An 18,090-nucleotide genomic window follows, 5' to 3' on the forward strand; every position below is an offset into this window, starting at 1 on the left:
AGAGGTGTAGACGAGACGCTACTCCGCCCCCGCCCGCTGTCCGTGGCCCAAAGCGGCCGAGAGGCGACGAAATCCGCTGGCCGTATCGCCGACCGGCAATGAACAATGCATCGCTGTGGGATACGAGTTCGAGTGGGCCGACCTACCTGACCCGGCGGCGACCGCCCGAGACCGCTATGAGGCTTGCTTGGACAACTACCTGGGCCGCTGCGAGCATGCTCCTCCGTGCATGGAGCACTATTTCAACCTTGCCGAGCCCTACCAGTTCCATCTCAACGCCGCGGGCATGGGATTCTGCCGCGTCTGCATGCGCCGGACCGCGATGACCTACGAGGCCGAGCCGCATGCCTCCCCAAAGTGGCCGTTCTCCAGCATCGAGGACTGGGTGACCGCTGATCAGCGCCGACGGGACGCCTACAACAAGGCGGAACGCGCAGCCTCCGCGCAAACGGTGCCGGGTCAGATCGGAATCCCGGAGTTCAAATTCCTGAGCAACGGCCCCTGGCTCGTCAGCGCCCGAGAAGTCCAACAGGCGCTCGACCGCTACGACGCGGCCCCCTCAGACCTCCGAGCCGACCTCGAAAGCGACACTACGTGGCGCGACTGGCTCGAATGGTTAAGGGAGACCACCAACCACGGCGGCTTCGCCGTCCCCTGACGAACTACCACCCTCCCCGCCCGCGCGCACGCTATTCCCGCTCCGGCCGGACGAGGAACCCGGGCCAGATCCGGTGGAGCATCCAGCCGGGGCGCCGGCCTTCGATCTCCCGACGCACGCGGCAGGCGGACGGTATCCAGGACGGCCGTGAGTCTGGCCGCCACCTCGGCAAACGGCTTCACGACCTTGGGTGACCTCCCGTCGGATCCATCGCACGACACGAGGAACGGCGGCGGGCAGATCCCTGGACGAGACGCGCGCTCCCGTGAGCCAGCCGTCGTCCAGGCAGGTCCGCCACCCAGCCCTGCCGCCTGACCAGGGCCGACGGTGCGGGCGTAGTGGCCGGCCGGGCGCACCGCCTCCCCGGGGCCCGGCCTTGAGTGGGATAGGACTCCGGACCAGCTGTCCCGTGGTCGGCTGCGATGGAAAAGGAGTCGCGCCATGGTGCCGCGGACGGCATCCTGACCTGGTATCGACCCCAATCACGCATCCCGGAGGACCCGGTTTTGCTGCGTCATCATGAGATCGCCGAAGCGGATCATCGCGTCCTCAACCCGTTCACCGAGGAGAAGCTCCTCTTGCTGGGCGAGGTGAGCCGCATCGGGTCGGGCACCCGGATCCTGGACCTGGCGTGCGGGAAGGGCGAGATGCTGTGCCGCTGGGCGACGGCCTTCGGTTCCACAGGGCACGGCGTCGATCTGAGCGAAGTGTTCCTGGCCGCGGCACGTGAGCGAGCCACCGAGCTGGACGTCGCCGAGAGTGTCAGTTTCGAGCAGGGCGACGCCGGTCAGTATCGCGCGCCGGGCCGCTTCGACGTGGTCGCCTGCCTCGGCGCGACCTGGATCGGCGGTGGCCTGACCGGAACGATCGAGCTGATGCGCTCCGCCGTCGCCTCCGGCGGACTGCTGCTGATCGGCGAGCCGTACTGGACCGATGAGCCACCCGAAGCGGCCTACCAGGCATTCGGCTTCGCGCCGGACGAGTTCACATCACTCGCCGGGACGCTCGACCGCTTCGAGGCCGCCGGACTTGAACTGGTCGAGATGGTCCTGGCCGACCTCGACAGCTGGGACCGATACGTGGCCTCGCAATGGTGGACGATTCACGAATGGCTCAAGGCCAATCCCGATGACCCTGATGCACCCGCGATGCGGGAGTTCGCCGACACGTCCCGCCGTACCTACCTCGCCTACAACCGCCGGTACCTCGGCTGGGAAGTCTTCGCCCTACGCGACACCGGTGCAGCGGCCACAGGCCTTGCCTGAGAGAACCCCACGGCGGGTACGAATGGCGTCCAAGTGGCACGCCAGGGTGTCAGGTCGAGTCTTCCCACTCATGAAGCGTTCCCGGCCCCGATCGGCTCAAGTCACCACTCACGCCATTCGTCGGTGATCTCGTATCGCTTGAGGCCTCGGCGGGCGGCCAACGCTTCGACGTCGACCCCTGTCTCGGTGAGCGACTTGTCGATGTAGTCGCACAGCTGCTCGCGTTCTCCGGTCTCGTAGGCGGCGTGGTCGTACTCCTCGTTCACCTCGTTGAGCGTGCGGACCACCTGCTTGATAGCCCTGAAGACATCCTCGTCGGACGGCGAGTTGAGCGCGGCCAGGTCGGCCTCGAAGCGCCGAAGTACCTGATCGGTGCGGACGAGCATGGACTCGGGAAAGAGTTCCGCGATGCCGGCGCATTCCGGATCGAGCTCGCCTGACGCAAGCTGCCGGGCCTCGTCCGCGACAATCTGTCGCCAGTAAACGGTGGGACGTGTCGCCATGGCCGGAACAGTATCGGCGGCCACCGTCAATCCGGATTGCGCAGAGGCGGCGGAGCTGTACTACCGACATGGATGGGGTTCGCTGTGATCGGCGCAAACCGTTTGTGGCTTGCTGTTCAGAGGGTCACGCGGCGGCGGGTGTCGATGCCCGTGGTGTTGCGCGGGTCGCGGCCGGGCAGGTGCACTTCCCACCCGGTCGCGTCCGCGCGGTACAGGCGGAGGTCGGCGTTCCCGCTGAGCTGCCGCGGTTGGAATGCCACGGCGTCGGGGTCCACTTGGGCGAACGCTTCGGCGCAGCGCCACGGCAACTCGTCGTCGGGCACGACGGAGGCTTCGGCGTCGATGTAGACCGCGCGTCCCTGACCGATAGGGACAGACGAATCGTAGATCACGATCGCGATCTCCGGCCGAGCGGCGATGTTCTCCGAGTGCCGCGCCAATGGCGAAGAAACCCAGTAGAACGTCCGGTAGCCGACGTGCGTGAAGTACACCGGTGACAGCCGCGGCCGATGGTCGGCCTCCGTCGTCCCCAACGTCATGTACCGATTGCCGTCAATGACCGTCCGCGCCAACCCATCAAGGTCCTCTGGCAGGCTCATGCTGGCCCAGTCTGCCCGAGACGTCCGACGCCTTGCCGGCGATTCTTCGAGCCCTCCCCACCCGGCTACTGCCGAGCCCTGAGCCGGGTGAGGCCGCGGTTGCCGGGGCCGGTCTCCTTGTGCTGGTCGCCGCGGAAGTCGACGTCACCCGTCGCGGCGTTGCGGACGTACAGGTGGCGCAACTCCCTGCCCGCCACGACGGTCCGTCCAGTGACGGCGAGGTCGAGGCGCGTGGGGGGAGCGCAGGCGGCCGGGTGTGCGTCCAGGTCAGCGGCTGGGAGATCGTGTCGACCAGCGCGATCGCCGGCAGGGCCATCTCGGTGGCGAGTGGGTGTGATGACTGAATCGCCCCGTGGCGTCGCGTTCGGTTTCGGGAGTCAGTCGCCGGCGGTGATGGTGTTGAGGCGTTCGACGGCGTTGGCGAAGTCCTCGACCATGTCGTAGACGACCTGGCGGGCGGGCTTGACGGTGTTCATCAGGCCGACGCACTGGCCGACGAAGTAGTTGGCGAGGGCGCGGGCGCCCGGGTTGCCGGACTCGGCGACCTTGGTGATCTGCCGCATGGCGCCCTCGGCGACGATCATCTGGAGGGGCATGCCGAGCGGGCCGGGGCTCGCGGGGCCCTCCCACTCGTCCGTCCAGGCGGAGCGGAGCTGGCGGGCGGGCTTGCCGGTGCGGGAGCGGGAGCGGATGGTGTCGCGGGACGTGGCCGCCAGCATCTTCTCCTTGACGGCCGGGGACGTCTCCGCCTCCTCCGTGGTGAGCCAGACCGAGCCGCACCAGACGCCGGACGCGCCGAGGGCCAGGGCGGCGGCCATCTGGCGGCCCGTGGCGATGCCGCCCGCGGCGAGGACGGGCACCGGGGCGACGGTGTCGACGACCTCGGGGACGAGGACCATCGTGGAGATCTCGCCGGTGTGGCCGCCGGCCTCGCCGCCCTGCGCGATGATCAGGTCGGCGCCGGCGGCGACCTGGCGGCGGGCGTGCTCGGACGTGCCGACCAGGGCGGCCACCGGGACGCCGGCCGCGCGGGCCTTCTCGACCATGAGCGGGGGAGGGGTGCCGAGGGCGCTGGCGATCAGGCCGATGGGGTGCGCGAGCGACACGTCGATCAGCTCGGTCGCGCCCTTCGCCGTGACCTGCGTGCCGCCGCCGGAGTTGGACCGCTTCGCCTTCTCGAAGTCGGGCAGCGGGACGTCGTACTTGCCGAACAGGCCGGTGAGGAACGTCCAGTGCTCGTCCGGGACGGCGGCGAGCATGGCGTCGAGGCCGCCGCCGCCCTCCGCCGACTTGTCGATCTTGCCGGGGACCAGGACGTCCACGCCGTAGGGGCGGCCGTGCACGTGGTCGTCGATCCAGCGCAGTTCCTCTTCGAGCCGCTCGGGGGTGTAGGCGACGGCCCCGAGGACGCCGAAGCCGCCGGCGTTGGTGACGGCGGCGACGACGTCGCGGCAGTGGCTGAAGGCGAAGAGCGGGAACTCGATGCCGAACCGCTTGCAGACCTCGGTGTTCATGGCTCCGACGCTAACGGACCGAATGTCATTCGGTCTAGGGCCGGAAGAGAATGTACGACTCGCCTTCGGCGGGGTGCTCGAAGACCACGTGGAGGGGCAGGCCCTCGCGGAGGTCGTCGTGCGTCACGCCGTCCAGGCGGGCGTGCAGCCACGGCCCCTCGGCCAGCTCGACCAGGGCCAGGTAGGCGGGCGGGTCCTTGGGCAGGACGGTCCAGGTCACGAGCGTCGCGTCGCCGCTCGCCTCCGCCCAGGACAGGTCCTCGTCCCCGCAGCCGGGGCAGCCGGACGCGTCCGGCGCGAACCACGCGTCGCACGCCGGGCAGTGCTTGATGAGCAGCCGGTCGGACGCGGTTCCGTCGAAGAACGGGTCGGTGCGGCCGTCCCGCCGCAGCACGCCGATGTCCATGCTCAGGCCCCCTTCTGATGCGGGCTGACGATCAGCGTGGAGTGGTGGTCGAGGATGCCGCCGTTCCCGCTGACGAGGATCACGTCGTTGGACGCCGCCTGACGCTCGCCGCCGTCCCCGCGCGCCTGGATCACGGCCTCCGACAGCGGCGTCATGCCCCACATGTAGTACGCCGACAGCTGCCCGCCGCCGGTGTTGGTCGGCAGCGACCCGCCGGGCCCGAGCGCGCCGGACGCGGCGAACGCGCCGCCCTCGCCCTTCGCGCAGAACCCGTAGTCCTCCAGCGACACCAGGACCGTGTAGGTGTAGCAGTCGTACAGCTCGCACACGTCCACGTCGGACACGGTGATCCCGGCCATCTTCATCGCGGTCGCGCCCGAGGAGGCGGCGCCGGTCGTCAGGCCGAAGTCGCTGCCGCGCTCCTTGCGGTGCCCGGGGTGCCCCTGCCCCCACCCCCACAGGTGGGCGGGCGGACGGGCCAGGTCGCGGGCCCGGTCGTCGCTCGTCACGATGACGGCGATCGCGCCGTTGGAGACGAGGCAGCAGTCCAGCAGGTGCAGCGGCTCCGACACCCAGCGGGAGTTCTGGTGGTCGTCGATCGTGATCGGGTCGCGCATCTGGGCGAGCGGGTTGCGGGACGCCCAGTCGCGGGTCGCGACGGCGATCGCGCCGAGCTGCTCGCTGGTCGTCCCGTACCGGGCCATGTGCCGCTGGGCGGCGAGCGCGTAGAACGAGTTGACGCTGCGCAGCCCGAGCGCCGCCGTCATGCCGCCGAACCCGTACCATTCGCGGGCGCTGCGGTTGTAGGCCGAGCCCGCCGACTGCTTCGGCTTCAGCGGCGCGTCGGCGAACACGCAGGCCACGGTGGTCGCGGTCCCGCTCAGCACCGACATCGCCGCGTAGGACACCATCGCCCCGGCCGTCGCGCCGAACGAGTTGACCTGGGACAGCAGCCGCAGGTCGCGCAGGCCGAGCGTGCCGGCCAGCTCGATGCCGGGGGAGCCGCCCATCCCGTGGCTGACCAGCAGCCCGTCCAGGTCGCCGAGCGCCAGGCCCGCGTCCTGGGCGGCGAGCCGCACCGCGTCGGCGGCGAGCCGCCGCGGGCTCCGCCCGTACACCTTGCCGAGCTCGGTCATCCCGAGCCCCACGATCGAAGTGCCCGTCGAAATGCCCATCGCCTCGCTCTCCTCGTCCGTAAGCGCCACGGTACCGAACGACATTCGGTGCGGCACGGGCCGGGGTGACCGGGGACGAGAGCCGCCCGCGTCCCCGGGGCGACGGGGGCGCGGGCGGCGGGCGGCCGGGGGCCTACGAGGCCAGGACGGCCTGCAGGAAGTCCCGGGTGCGCTGCTCGGACGGCTCGCCGAAGATCTGGTCCGGCGGGCCCTCCTCCACGATCTGGCCCTGGTCGAACATCAGGACCCGGTTGGAGATGTCCTTCGCGAAGGCCATCTCGTGGGTGACGCACAGCATGGTCAGATCGCTCTGCCGCGCGATGTCGCGCAGCAGGTCCTGGACGCCGACGACCAGTTCGGGGTCCAGGGCGGAGGTGACCTCGTCCAGCAGCAGCACCTTCGGCTGCATCGCGAGCGCCCGCGCGATCGCGACCCGCTGCTGCTGCCCGCCGGACAGCTGCGTCGGGTGCGCGTTCTCCTTGTCGGAGAGCCCGACCATGTCGAGCAGGCCGCGGGCGCGCTCGACCGCCTCGTCCTTCGGCACCCCCAGCACGCGCACCGGCCCCTCGGTGAGGTTGCGCAGCACGTTCATGTTGGGGAACAGGTTGAACTGCTGGAACACCATGCCGACCTGCTTGCGCATCTCGTGCAGGTGCCGCTGGCTCGCCGGGACGCGCTTGCCGCCCCGGTCCATGTGCCACAGCGTCTCGTCGCCGATCCAGATGACGCCCTCGTTCAGCGTCTCCAGCGTCATCAGCAGCCGCAGGATGGTGGTCTTGCCCGACCCGCTCGGCCCGATGAGCGTCACCCGCTCGCCGGGGGACACGGTGAAGTCGAGCTCGCGCAGGACGACGTTGGAGCCGAACCGCTTGACCACCTTCTCGAAGCGGATGCCCGGCGCGCCGCTCTGCGGCAGGTCCGCCGCGGCCTCGGGCGCGCCGCCCTTCCGCGTGGAGACGCTCTTCTCGGTGACGACGTCCGGAGCGGAGTCCGCCGCGGCGTCCTTGGGGGCTTCCGGTGTGTCAGGTTGTGGCATAACGCCTCTCCAAGCGGCGGACGAGTATCGAGGATATGACGCTGACCACGACGAACAACAGGCCCACCAGCGTGATCGGCTCCAGGAACTGCAGCGACTGCGCGCCGACCTTGTACGCGGAGAACAGCAGCTCCGCGACGTTGATCGCCAGCAGCATCGGCGAGTCCTTGAACATCGCGATCAGGTAGTTGCCGAGCGTCGGGATCACGCGCCGGATCGCCTGCGGCAGGATCACGTCCAGCCACACCCGCGACTTCGGCAGGTTCAGCGCGGTGCACGCCTCCCACTGCCCCTTCGGCACGTCCGCGATCCCGGCCCGGTACACCTCGGCGGTGTAGGTCGAGTAGTGGATGCCCAGCGTGATGATGCCCGCGGTGAGGGACCCGATGGTGATGCCCCAGGCGGGCAGGACGAAGAACACGAAGTACAGCTGCGGGATCAGCGGCGTGGACCGGATGAACTCGGTGATCCACCGGACCACCTGGTTGAACACCCGGCTCGGCGTGCGGCGCAGCAGCGTCCACACCAGGCCGAGGACGACCGCGATCACGTAGCCGGCCAGCGTCGCGATGACCGTGTAGCGCAGGCCGCTCAGCAGGTCGGGGATGATCTCCCCGGTGTACTGCCAGTCCCAGGTCATCAGCTGCCCACCCCCGCTCCGGGGGCGCCGGCCGCGACCGTCCCGAGGGACGGCTCACTGGGCAGCCGGCGGCCGAGCATGCGGTCCACGCGGCGCTCGGCGTAGCGGACGAACAGCTGCAGCACCTGCGCGACGATGAAGTACAGCACCAGGACCACCGAGAACGCCGCGACGGTCTCGCCGGTGCTGCCCTGGATGTTCTTCGACACGCGGGTCAGGTCGACGAGCCCGACCAGGGACACGATGGCCGTTCCCTTCATCAGCTCGATGAGCAGGTTGCCGAACGGCGGCAGCATCAGCGCGAACGCCTGCGGCAGCAGCACGCGCCGCATCCGCTGGAACGGCGTGAAGTTCAGCGCGATCGTCGCCTCGAACTGCGCCTTCGGGACGGCGTTGATCGAGCCGCGCACCACCTCCGCGCCGTAGGCGCCGACGTTCAGGCCGAGGGCCAGCACGGCCGCGAACATCGTGGTGAAGCGGAGGCCGATGAGCGGGAGCGCGTAGAAGAACCAGAACAGCAGGACCAGCGTCGCGTTGCCGCGGAAGAACTCGACGTACACGCGGTTCAGTACGCGCACCCACGCGTGGCGTGAGGTGCCCGCCATGCCGAAGAGCAGGGCGAGCACCAGCGCCAGCGCGCCACCGAGCAGGGTGAGGCGGACCGTGACCCACGCGCCGTCCAGCCACTGGGGGTAGCTGTCGAGGACGTCGGACACGGGCGATCAGCCCTTGCAGAACTTGGCGGCGGTGTCGTCCGGGCCCGGCATGTCGTCCTGGGCGAACCCGAAGGGCTGCAGGATCGGCAGCAGGCCGTTCTGCTGCTTGAGCTTGGCGAGCTCGGCGTTCCAGGCGTCCACCAGGTCGGTGTCGGCCTTGCGGAACGCGAACGCGCCGGCGCCGAGCTGCTCCTTGCCGTCGATGACCGGGGTGAACGCGTCGGTCACCTCGAAGCCCTCGCCCTTGTGCTTGGACAGCAGGTCGGCCAGCGAGATGCGGGTCAGCCAGATGCAGTCGATGCGGCCCGCCTTGAGGCCCTCGTAGGCGCTCGCCTGGTCGGCGAACGTCTTGATGTCGCCCTTCTTCACGCCGGTCTTCTCGGCGTAGCCGGCCTCGACCGCGCCGGTGAGGACGCCGACCTTGACGCCCTTGGCCGCCGGGTCCTTCTCGTTCTTCAGCCCCTCCGGGTTGCCCTCCTTGACCATGAAGGCGCTCTTGGCGACGTACTCGGGGTTCGCGAACGCCGCGGACGCGCACCGCTCCGGGTTGATGAACATGCCGGCGGCGATCGCGTCGAACCGCTTGGCGTTGAGCCCGGCGATCAGGCCGCCGAAGTCGACCTGCACGCCCTTGATCTCGTCGATGCCGAGGTTCTTGAAGATGACGCGGGCCAGCTCCGGCGCCTCACCGGTCAGCTTCCCGGACTTGTCGGTGTAGCCGTAGGGCGCCTCGTTCGCGAAGCCCACCGTGATCGAGCCCGCGTCCTTGGCCTTCTGCAGCGTGCCGCCGCCCGCCTTCTCCTTCTCCGGATCCGTCGTGGAGCAGCCCGCCGCGGCCAGCGGTGCCGCGGCGGACAGCAGCACGGCGGTGCGGAGGAAGTCTCGTCTCGAAGAAGTCATCGCTTGAGCTCCTGTCGGTGTGCCGTCGCGCCCGCGGGGGCCTGGCGCGGCCCCCGCGGGCGCGGGACGGGCGGTCGGGGGTTATCGAATTGTTGTGCCGCGGTCAGCCGGCGACGGGACTGAAATCGCGTGCGCCGATGAACGCCGGGCGGGGCGCGGGAGCCGAGAACGGCTCGGTGCACGTGTTCTCCACGCTGTTGAACACGACGAACACGTTGGAGCGCGGGAACGGGGTGATGTTCCCGTTCGAGCCGTGCATGCAGTTGCAGTCGAACATGGTCGCGGAGCCCGCCGAGCCTGTGAACAGCTCGATCCCGTGTTTGTCGGCCAGGATCGAGAGGCTGTTGGGATCGGGCGTGCCGATCTCCTGCCCGCGCAGCGACTCCTTGTAGTGGTCGTCGGGGGTCTCCCCGACACAGGCCACGAACGTCTTGTGCGAGCCAGGCATAATCATTAGCCCGCCATTGTGCACGAAATTCTCGGTGAGCGCTATGGAAATGCTCACCGCGCGCATCCGCGGCATGCCGTCCTCGGCGTGCCAGGTCTCGAAGTCGGAGTGCCAGTAGAAGTCCTTGCCGGTGAACCCCGGCTTGTAGTTCACCCGGCTCTGGTGCACGTACACGTCCGAGCCGAGGATCTGCCGCGCCCGGCCGACCACGCGGGGGTCGCGGACGAGGGCGGCGAAGACCTCACTGATCTTGTGGACCTCGAAGATGGAGCGGACCTCGTTCGAGCCGCGCTCGGTGACCGTGCGCTCGTCGGCCAGGATCTCCGGGTCGGCGGACAGCCGGCGCAGCTCGGCGCGGTAGTCCTCGACCTCCTCCGGCGCGAGCAGCTGGTCGACGGACAGGAAGCCGTTGGCCTCGAACGAGTCGAGGGTGGCGCCGTCGATCGGCCCGTCCTGCGGGGTGCCGTACACGACCGGGTCCTGGCGGTACAGCAGCGCCGCCTCGGCGGCCTTCCGGGTGGGGTAGGCGTCGTCGATCGTCGGATGGGACTCGATGATGCTCATGCGTCCTCCTCAGTCAGCAGCGGATAGACCCCGTTCTCGTCATGGACCTCCCGGCCGGTGCAGGGGGGGTTGAAGACGCAGACGGTCTTGACGTCCGTGTGCGCGCGCAGGGTGTGGTGCTCGTGGCCGTCCAGCAGGTACATCACGCCCGGCCGGATGTCGTGCTTCTCACCGGTCTCGTCGTTGGTGAGCTCGCCCTGGCCCTCGATGCAGTAGACGGCCTCGATGTGGTTCGCGTACCACATCTTCGTCTCGGTCCCCGCGTACAGGATCGTCTCGTGCAGCGAGAAGCCGACGCCCTCCTTGGCGAGCACGAACCGCCGGCTGCACCAGGTCGGCGCCTGGACGTCGCGCTCGGTGCCGACGATCTCGTCAAGGGAACGAACGATCATTGATCTCCTCTTTCCGGGTGTGCCCGGCGGCGCGCCCGAGCGCGGCGCCGTGCGGCGCCGGCACTCGGGCGGGCCGGGCGGTCATGCGGTTGTGCGGTGGGTCCGGCCGGGTGCGTCCGGCCGGTTCAGACCGCGACCTTCGTGCGGACGGCCTCGACCGAGTCCGCGATGATCTCCAGGCCGTGGGCCAGCTCGGCCTCGGTCGTGGTGAGCGGCGGCAGCAGCTTGACGACCTCGCCCTCGGGGCCGGAGGTCTCCATCAGCAGGCCGCGGGCGAACGCCTCGCCGCACACCTTCGGCGCCGTCTCCGGGTCGTTCATGACCAGGCCCCAGGCCAGGCCCCGGCCGCGGACGGAGTCGATCGCGCCGGCGTGCGCGAGCGCGATCTCCTCCAGCGCCGCCTGGACCTGCTGGCCCTTGGCGAGGGTCTGCTTCTCGAAGTCGTCGCCGGTCCAGTAGTCCTCCAGCGCGGCGACGGCGGTGACGAACGCGGGGTTGAAGCCGCGGAAGGTGCCGTTGTGCTCGCCCGGGTCCCACACGTCCAGCTCCCGCTTCATCAGCGTGACCGCGAAGGGCAGCCCGTAGCCGCTGAGGGACTTGGACAGGCAGACGATGTCGGGGGTGATCCCGGCCTCTTCGAAGCTGAAGAACGAGCCCGTGCGGCCGCAGCCCATCTGGACGTCGTCGACGATGAGCAGGATGTCGTGCCGGCGGCACAGGTCCTGCAGGCCGCGCAGCCACTCGGCCGTGGCGACGTTGATGCCGCCCTCGCCCTGCACGGTCTCGACGATGACGGCGGCGGGCTTGTCCAGGCCGCTGCCGCTGTCGTCCAGCATCGTGTCGAACAGCAGGAAGTCGGGCGTGCGGCCGTCAAGGTAGTTGTCGTAGGGCATCGCGACGCCGTGGCCGAGCGGGACGCCGGCGCCGGTGCGCTTCATCGAGTTGCCGGTGACGGCGAGCGCGCCGAGCGTCATCCCGTGAAAGGCGTTGGTGAAGCTGACGACGGTCTCCCGGCCGGTGTACTTGCGCGCGAGTTTCAGCGCCGCCTCGACCGAGTTGTTGCCCGCGGGCCCGGGGAACTGAACCTTGTAGTCGTACCCGCGCGGCTCCAGGACGTACTCGTTGAAGCGTTCCAGGAACTCGCGTTTGGCCGCGGTGTACATGTCGAGGCTGTGCACGATCGCGTCGCTGGCGAGATAGTCCAGCAGCCGGCGTTTCAGCTGCGGGTTGTTGTGCCCGTAGTTGAGCGTCCCGGCGCCGGCGAAGAAATCGAGATAGGTTTTACCGTTCTCGTCGGTCATGTGGCTGCCCTGCGCGGTGGTGAACACCGTGGGCCACCCTCGGCAGTAGCCGCGGACTTCCGATTCCAGGCGGGCGAAAACGTCCATGTTCTGCCTCCAGGCAGGTCGGGTCGGGGGAGCGGACGGGGGAGTGGAGTGGGTCAGTTCCGGGCGGCGATCGGGCCGATCCTGAAGAGCACCTCGGGCTCGTGTCCCCCCTCGGGGAAGTGCTCCGCGCCGAACAGCGGGCTGCGGGCGAGCTCGCACCCGCGGTCCCGGGCGAACGAGGCGAACATCGCGGTGGAGGCGGTGTTGTCCGGCGTGACCGTGGCCTCCATGTACCGGTGCCCGCGCGGTGCGAGCCGGTCGGCGAGGCGGTCGAGCATGCGGCGGGCCAGGCCCTGCCCGCGGTGCCCCGGGTCCACGGCGACCTGCCACACGAAGAACGTGTCGGGACGGGCCGGCCGGACGTAGCCGGTGATGAAGCCGCAGGGGACGCCGCCGTCGCGCGCGACCACGGAAGTGTCCGCGAAATCGCGGCACCAGAGCGCGTAGCTGTACGGCGAGTTGACGTCCAGAACCCGTGAGTCCCGGGCGAGCCGCCACAGCTCTGGGCCATCGGAGAGGCTCGGCTCCTGGAGTTGCACTTCCGCGTTCGTCTCGTTCGTGTCGGGGCGTCGTGTCGGTGATTCCAGGGGTTGCGCTGCCATGTCCAGGCAACTTAGCGAATCTCGCGCCGTGATCGCAGATAGATGTTATCTGCGGGATGTTTAGCGGCGCTGCGCACTGGGTAGGGTTAAGGGCTTTGCCGAATTCGGTGCAATTTGAACCGGGGCCCCGCGGGCGGTTGTCCGCCTTTCCCGCTGATACGCAGGAGGTACTGCCGAGTGCGTCGGAGAGAGCGCCGGGACGCTTCCTGAACGTCAGCTTAATGTTTTGACATCGGTTGGCGAGGGGTTTTGTGTATCGGTTGTGTGAGGTAAGTCACTCAGATTCGCTGTCAACGGTGCCGGTGCGGCGGGCGTCACGTCGCATCGGGCGAGGTCGTCCGGTCGCGGGCGCCCTGGGACGGGTGGGGACCACGGCGTTCACGCGCGTTCTGGGAGCCCGCACTTGATTGCCTTCAAGGGGCAGGCCTAGTGGCGCCGCGGTAAGCCGCGCATGGCCGCGGGGGTAAGAAAACGGGGGTTTCGGACCGGAATGGGGCCGGCCGGGGCCCACCGTCGCCGCCGCGCCCCGGCCGTATTGCGGTCCGCCGAAAGCCGCCTTGTGGTGCGTCCGGCTTATCCGGCGGCGAAACGGTCGGTGGCTTCGAGCAGAAGGTGCAGTATGCCCGGTTCGCTGAATGCGTGTCCCGCGTCGTCCACGATGTGGAAATCGGCCTCGGGCCACGCGCGGTGCAGATCCCACGCCGTCGCCACCGGGGTGCAGACGTCGTAGCGGCCCTGCACGATCACCGCCGGGATGTGGCGGATCTTGTCGACGTCCCGGATCAGCTGCTCGTCCTCGAAGAACCCCTCGTTGACGAAGTAGTGGTTCTCGATGCGGGCGAACGCCACCGCGTAGTCCGGCTCGCCGAACGCGTCCGCGAGCTCCGCGTCCGGCCGCAGGGTGATCGTCGAGCCCTCCCACGTCGACCACGCCTTGGCCGCCGCGATCCGCACCTCCCGGTCCGTGGAGTTGAGCTGCTCGTGGAACGCCGAGATGAGGTCCTCGCGCTCGTCCTCGGGGATCGGCTCGACGTACTTCTCCCACAGATCGGGGAACAGCAGCGACGCGCCCTCCTGGTAGAACCAGTACAGCTCGAACGGCCGCAGCGTGAAGATGCCGCGCAGGACCAGCTCACTGACCCGTTCCGGGTGGGTCTGCGCGTACGCCAGCGACAGCGCGCTGCCCCAGCTCCCGCCGAACACCAGCCAGCGGTCGATGCCCAGGTGCTCGCGCAGCCGCTCCATGTCCGCGACGAGGTTCCAGGTGGTGTTCGCCTCCAGCGACACCCCCGGGTCCTTCGCGTGCGGCAGGCTGCGCCCGCAGTTGCGCTGGTCGAACAGGACGATCCGGTACGCCTCGGGGTCGAACTGGCGGCGGTGCGCCGGGCTGCACCCGGCCCCCGGCCCGCCGTGCACCATGACCGCGGGCTTGCCGCGGGGGTTCCCGCAGACCTCCCAGTAGATCTGATCGCCGTCGCCGACGTCGAGCAGCCCGGAGTCGTGCGGCTCGATCGGCGGATACAGGGTGCGAAGCTCCATGGAGCGCGATTGTCCCACCCGCCGGGCCCGCCCGCCGGATGTGACCCGCGGCACCGTCAGGCGGCCCGTACCGGCCGCCATCAGGCGTCCTGCGTGCGGGAACGCCGCGGCGGAGTCGAGAAAGTAAACCCCAAACTGGGCAAACGTTCCGCTGCTCGGGACTAGAGTGCCTCTAGTGAGCGAAGCGAGGAGCCACAGGGCCGGCAGCGGAGCGAACGAGATGTGCACAACGACCCCCGCGAACGCGGCCGCGCGCCGCCGGGCGAGGAGACACGTGAGCGAAGTGACGAGCCGTCCGAGGAAAGCGGCGGGCGGGCCGGGCGGCGCCATGCCCGCCGCCGGGCTCCCGGCCGTGAGGCGAGGAGAACGGTGAGCGAGCTGAACGGAGCGGGCGGCGGGCAGCAGCCGATCCAGATGGCCAAGCCCGGACAGCACGGCCAGCCGCAGCACGGCCAGGGCGCTCAGGGCGTCCAGCAGGCGCAGCACACCCCGGCGGGCCAGCACGCGCAGGGCCAGCACCCGCAAGGCCAGCACGGGCAGGGTCAGCACGCGCAGGGCCGGCACGGGGGCGGCGAGCTGGTGCTCGCCTCCGAGGGGCAGCCCGATGCGCAGCCCTGGGACATGGTCGAGCGGCTCCGCCAGATGGCCGACCTCATCGGCGACGCGCTCGCCGCCGGGGAGCGCAAGGTCAACGAGGCGCAGACCGAGATCGCCTCGCAGGTCTCGGCGATCCAGCAGGACAAGGAGGCGGCGCAGCGCGACGCGGCCGCCGCCTGGGGCGAGGTGCAGCGCGCCCGCGGCCAGGCCGAGCAGGCCGAGCGCCGCGCCGTCGAGGCCGAGCGGCAGGTCGCCGAGGCCGAACGCCGGGCCGCCGAGGTCCAGAACGAAGCCGTCACGCAGATCGCCGCGCTCCAGACGGAGAAGGAGAACACGCAGCGCGACGCCGCCGCCGCGTGGAACCAGGCCCAGCAGGGACGCGTCCAGGCCGACCAGGCCCGCGCCCAGGCCGACCAGGCGCGCGCGCAGATGGAGCAGGTGCAGGCCCAGGTCGAGCAGGCCGAGCGCCGCGTCGCCGAGGCCGAGGCCACCGTCCGGCAGGCGATCCAGCAGCGCGACGCCATGAGCGAGGCCCGCGACGACGCCCTGCGCGCCGTCGAGGACGCCGCCGGCGGCCGCCGCTCCGCCGAGTCCGAGCGCGACCGCGTCGCCGAGCAGGCCGCCGAGCTGTCCCGGGCGCTGGAGAACGCGCACGGCGAGCTGTCGCAGCTGCGCGCCAAGGTCACCGACGCCGAGATGACCGCGCAGAACCTTCAGCACGCCGTCGTCGGCGCAGGCAACGAGGCCGAGGAGTCCCGCCGCCGCGCCGAGGTCGCCGAGCGCCGCGCGCAGGAGATCGACCGCCGCGCCCAGGACGCCGAGCGCCGGGCGCAGGACGCCGAGCGCCGCGTGCAGGAGGCCGCCTCCCGCGCCGACGCCGCCGAGTCCGAGCGCCAGCAGGCCCTCGACACGGCCGCGCAGTCCCTGGACGCCGCCAAGAAGGCCGAGCGGGAGCGCGACGGCAACGCCAGGTCCAGGGAGGCCGCCGAGCGGACCCGCGAGGCCGCCGTCCAGGCCCAGGCCCGCGCCGAGTCGGAGCTGACCCTCGCGCGTGGCAGCGCCGACCAGGCCGGCCGCGAGCGCGACAAGGCGGTGACCGGGATGCGGCAGATGGCCGCCGAGCGCGACGCCGTCGCCGAGAAGCTCGCCGAGCGCGACCAGTGGGTCGACCAGCTCGCCCAGGCCGTCACCGAGCAGCGCGCCCAGATCGCCGAGCTCTCCCAGGAGCGCGACGCCGCCCGCCAGGCCGCCGACCAGGCCCGCTCCCTGATCGACGAACTGACCCGCCAGCTCCGCACCATCATGCCCAGCGCCGCAACCCCCCGCCTGTAGGCCCTCTCGTCCGCGGCGGCGTCCCGGCCCGGGCCGGGCCGGGACGTCCCGCGGCCCGGCGGGGCCCGCGGTTCTGCAGGGTGGCGCCCGTCCAGGTCGGGATCCTTGTTATTCTGGTGGCCCGTGGACGGTGAGACTCGTCCGCCTCATCACGACCACGGGAGCGCCTTCTTGCCTTCGGCAGCCATTGGCAGGTCACGTCCTACCAAGCATCTCTTCGTCACCGGCGGTGTCGCCTCCAGCCTCGGCAAGGGACTGACGGCGTCCAGCCTCGGGCGGCTTCTCACGCTTCGCGGCCTCCGGGTCACCATGCAGAAGCTCGACCCCTACCTCAACGTCGACCCCGGCACGATGAACCCGTTCCAGCACGGCGAGGTGTTCGTCACCGACGACGGCGCCGAGACCGACCTGGACATCGGGCACTACGAGCGGTTCCTCGACACCGAGCTGCACGGGTCGGCGAACGTCACCACGGGCCAGGTCTACTCCAACGTGATCGCCAAGGAGCGGCGCGGGGAGTACCTCGGCGACACCGTGCAGGTGATCCCGCACATCACCAACGAGATCAAGGACCGGATCCGCGGGATGGCGGACGACACCGAGGTCGACGTCGTCATCACCGAGGTGGGCGGGACGGTCGGCGACATCGAGTCGCTGCCGTTCCTGGAGTCGGTCCGGCAGATCCGGCACGAGATCGGCCGGGAGAACTGCTTCTTCCTGCACGTGTCGCTGCTGCCCTACATCGGGCCGTCCGGGGAGCTGAAGACCAAGCCGACGCAGCACTCGGTGGCCGCGCTGCGCTCGATCGGCATCCAGCCCGACGCGATCGTGTGCCGGTCCGACCGGCCGATCACCGACGGGCTCAAGCACAAGATCAGCCTGATGTGCGACGTGGACCGCGAGGCCGTGGTGTCGGCCGTGGACGCGGCGTCCATCTACGACATCCCGAAGGTGCTGCACTCCGAGGGCCTGGACGCCTACGTGGTGCGGCGGCTCGACCTGCCGTTCCGCGACGTGGACTGGGGGGCGTGGGACGAGCTGCTGCGGCGCGTCCACAAGCCCGCGCGCGAGGTGGTGATCGCGCTGGTCGGCAAGTACATCGACCTGCCGGACGCCTACCTGTCGGTCACCGAGGCGCTGCGGCACGGCGGGTTCGGCAACGACGCCAAGGTGCACATCCGCTGGGTGAAGAGCGACGACTGCGAGACCCCCGAGGGCGCCAAGGAGCAGCTGGACGGCGTCGACGGCGTGCTCGTCCCCGGCGGGTTCGGGGTGCGCGGCATCGAGGGCAAGCTCGGCGCCGTCCGGCACGCCCGGGAGAACCGGGTCCCGCTGCTCGGCATCTGCCTCGGCCTGCAGTGCATGGTCATCGAGGCGGCGCGGACGCTCGGCGGGCTCGCCGACGCGGGCAGCGCCGAGTTCGACGCCACCACCGCCCACCCGGTCGTCGCGACGATGTCGGACCAGCTCGACGTCGTCGCCGGGGAGCGCGACATGGGCGGGACGATGCGGCTCGGCCTGTACCCGGCCGACCTCGCCGACGGCTCCATCGTGCGGGAGCTGTACGGGGAGGCGAAGGTGTCCGAGCGGCACCGGCACCGCTACGAGGTCAGCAACGCCTACCGCGACCGGCTGGAGGAGGCGGGGCTGCGGTTCTCCGGCCTGTCCCCGGACGGCCGGCTCGTCGAGTACGTGGAGCTGCCCCGCGAGCGGCACCCGTTCTTCGTCGGCACGCAGGCGCACCCGAGTTCCGGTCCCGTCTCTTTTACACAGCTGACGCGCCCGCCGAAGAGGAACAAGTACGAACACTACGCCG

19 protein-coding genes are annotated in these 18,090 nt (G+C 70.3%); 4 read left to right on the plus strand and 15 right to left on the minus strand.

Going from position 1 to position 18,090, the window contains the following annotated elements; all coding sequences use genetic code 11:
- Positions 1-187 precede the first annotated feature (187 nt).
- Both HUX53_RS30260 and HUX53_RS30265 read left to right on the plus strand, forming a co-directional pair.
- On the plus strand, positions 188-658 hold the full coding sequence (locus HUX53_RS30260) for a hypothetical protein (protein ID WP_217920102.1): 471 nt from the start codon (positions 188-190) through the stop codon (positions 656-658).
- Between the two features lie 422 nt (positions 659-1,080).
- Positions 1,081-1,923 carry a cyclopropane-fatty-acyl-phospholipid synthase family protein gene (locus tag HUX53_RS30265; protein WP_176406631.1) on the plus strand — a complete coding sequence of 281 codons (843 nt, stop codon included), beginning with the start codon at positions 1,081-1,083 and terminating at the stop codon, positions 1,921-1,923.
- 101 nt (positions 1,924-2,024) lie between these two features.
- On the opposite strand, the gene HUX53_RS30270 is transcribed toward HUX53_RS30265, so the two are convergent.
- The 15 genes from HUX53_RS30270 to pip all read right to left on the minus strand — a co-directional run bounded on the left by HUX53_RS30270 (position 2,025) and on the right by pip (position 14,345).
- Positions 2,025-2,426, minus strand: a complete 402-nt coding sequence (locus HUX53_RS30270) for a hypothetical protein (protein WP_176406632.1) — start codon at positions 2,424-2,426, stop codon at positions 2,025-2,027.
- A 116-nt stretch (positions 2,427-2,542) separates the two neighbouring features.
- Positions 2,543-3,025 carry a pyridoxamine 5'-phosphate oxidase family protein gene (locus tag HUX53_RS30275; RefSeq protein WP_176406633.1) on the minus strand — a complete coding sequence of 161 codons (483 nt, stop codon included), beginning with the start codon at positions 3,023-3,025 and terminating at the stop codon, positions 2,543-2,545.
- Between the two features lie 65 nt (positions 3,026-3,090).
- Positions 3,091-3,222: a hypothetical protein gene (locus HUX53_RS41760; RefSeq protein ID WP_255205787.1), complete on the minus strand. Its 132-nt coding sequence runs from the start codon at positions 3,220-3,222 to the stop codon at positions 3,091-3,093.
- A 180-nt stretch (positions 3,223-3,402) separates the two neighbouring features.
- A complete protein-coding gene (locus tag HUX53_RS30280) occupies positions 3,403-4,539 on the minus strand; it encodes a nitronate monooxygenase family protein (protein ID WP_176406634.1) in 1,137 nt (378 codons plus the stop codon).
- 34 nt (positions 4,540-4,573) lie between these two features.
- A complete protein-coding gene (locus HUX53_RS30285; protein WP_176406635.1) occupies positions 4,574-4,945 on the minus strand; it encodes a Zn-ribbon domain-containing OB-fold protein in 372 nt (123 codons plus the stop codon).
- A 2-nt stretch (positions 4,946-4,947) separates the two neighbouring features.
- Positions 4,948-6,120: a thiolase family protein gene (locus HUX53_RS30290; RefSeq protein WP_176406636.1), complete on the minus strand. Its 1,173-nt coding sequence runs from the start codon at positions 6,118-6,120 to the stop codon at positions 4,948-4,950.
- Between the two features lie 133 nt (positions 6,121-6,253).
- Positions 6,254-7,156 carry an ectoine/hydroxyectoine ABC transporter ATP-binding protein EhuA gene (gene ehuA, locus HUX53_RS30295; RefSeq protein ID WP_176406637.1) on the minus strand — a complete coding sequence of 301 codons (903 nt, stop codon included), beginning with the start codon at positions 7,154-7,156 and terminating at the stop codon, positions 6,254-6,256.
- Positions 7,143-7,796, minus strand: a complete 654-nt coding sequence (gene ehuD / locus HUX53_RS30300) for an ectoine/hydroxyectoine ABC transporter permease subunit EhuD (RefSeq protein WP_176406638.1) — start codon at positions 7,794-7,796, stop codon at positions 7,143-7,145. The genes ehuA and ehuD overlap by 14 nt, the downstream gene beginning before the upstream one ends.
- Positions 7,796-8,512, minus strand: coding sequence for an ectoine/hydroxyectoine ABC transporter permease subunit EhuC (ehuC, locus tag HUX53_RS30305; protein WP_176406639.1), 717 nt, complete (start codon positions 8,510-8,512; stop codon positions 7,796-7,798). Before ehuC ends, ehuD begins: the two co-directional genes overlap by 1 nt.
- A gap of 6 nt (positions 8,513-8,518) precedes the next feature.
- Positions 8,519-9,412 carry an ectoine/hydroxyectoine ABC transporter substrate-binding protein EhuB gene (gene ehuB, locus HUX53_RS30310; RefSeq protein WP_176406640.1) on the minus strand — a complete coding sequence of 298 codons (894 nt, stop codon included), beginning with the start codon at positions 9,410-9,412 and terminating at the stop codon, positions 8,519-8,521.
- 103 nt (positions 9,413-9,515) lie between these two features.
- Entirely contained in the window at positions 9,516-10,424 is a 909-nt protein-coding gene (gene thpD, locus HUX53_RS30315; protein ID WP_176406641.1) for an ectoine hydroxylase, read from the minus strand.
- On the minus strand, positions 10,421-10,816 hold the full coding sequence (locus HUX53_RS30320) for an ectoine synthase (protein WP_089329148.1): 396 nt from the start codon (positions 10,814-10,816) through the stop codon (positions 10,421-10,423). Before HUX53_RS30320 ends, thpD begins: the two co-directional genes overlap by 4 nt.
- A gap of 125 nt (positions 10,817-10,941) precedes the next feature.
- Positions 10,942-12,204, minus strand: coding sequence for a diaminobutyrate--2-oxoglutarate transaminase (gene ectB / locus HUX53_RS30325; RefSeq protein WP_176406642.1), 1,263 nt, complete (start codon positions 12,202-12,204; stop codon positions 10,942-10,944).
- A gap of 53 nt (positions 12,205-12,257) precedes the next feature.
- Complete coding sequence (gene ectA, locus HUX53_RS30330; protein ID WP_176406643.1) at positions 12,258-12,806, minus strand: diaminobutyrate acetyltransferase; 549 nt, start codon at positions 12,804-12,806, stop codon at positions 12,258-12,260.
- Between the two features lie 573 nt (positions 12,807-13,379).
- Positions 13,380-14,345, minus strand: coding sequence for a prolyl aminopeptidase (gene pip, locus HUX53_RS30335; RefSeq protein ID WP_176406644.1), 966 nt, complete (start codon positions 14,343-14,345; stop codon positions 13,380-13,382).
- A gap of 369 nt (positions 14,346-14,714) precedes the next feature.
- Between pip and HUX53_RS30340 the strand changes: the two genes are divergently transcribed.
- A complete protein-coding gene (locus HUX53_RS30340; RefSeq protein ID WP_176406645.1) occupies positions 14,715-16,274 on the plus strand; it encodes a hypothetical protein in 1,560 nt (519 codons plus the stop codon).
- A gap of 171 nt (positions 16,275-16,445) precedes the next feature.
- The coding region (locus HUX53_RS30345) for a CTP synthase (protein WP_255205788.1) at positions 16,446-18,090 on the plus strand (1,645 nt) is incomplete at its 3' end.

The sequence above is a fragment of the Actinomadura sp. BRA 177 genome (assembly GCF_013372625.1).
In the GTDB taxonomy this organism is placed as follows: domain Bacteria; phylum Actinomycetota; class Actinomycetes; order Streptosporangiales; family Streptosporangiaceae; genus Spirillospora.